We start from the raw sequence: 353 nt of genomic DNA on the forward strand, positions 1-353 counted from the left end.
ACCGTGCGCATCGCGCATCGCCGCCCGCGGCTCGCCGATGCCACCCTGGCCGCCTACCATGGCCGGCTGCAACGCGCGCTGGATGAGCTGCTCAAGATCATGCCGGACAACAAGCCGAGGCTGAAGCTGCAGCGCATCATCAAGCGCTTCCGGCAGAACCTGTTCGTCTTCCTCACGGACCGCGCGGTCTCCCCCACCAACAACGGCTCCGAACAGGCGCTGCGGCCCTGCGTGATCTTCCGCAAGGTCACCAACGGCTTCCGCTCGGTCTGGGGGGCTGACCTCTATGCCGATGTCCGCTCGGTCCTCGAGACCGCTCGACGACGTGGCCTTGGCATTCTCCAGGCCCTCCG

The 353-nt window shown here is 67.1% G+C and carries 1 protein-coding gene; it reads left to right on the top strand.

Translation table 11 applies throughout. The features are described 5' to 3' along the window. Positions 1–353 (top strand): IS66 family transposase (locus Q7A36_RS41165; RefSeq protein WP_305109536.1); only part of this gene is annotated, 353 nt, incomplete at both ends.

The organism is Paracraurococcus lichenis, assembly GCF_030657435.1.
Classification (GTDB): Bacteria; Pseudomonadota; Alphaproteobacteria; order Acetobacterales; family Acetobacteraceae; genus Paracraurococcus; species Paracraurococcus lichenis.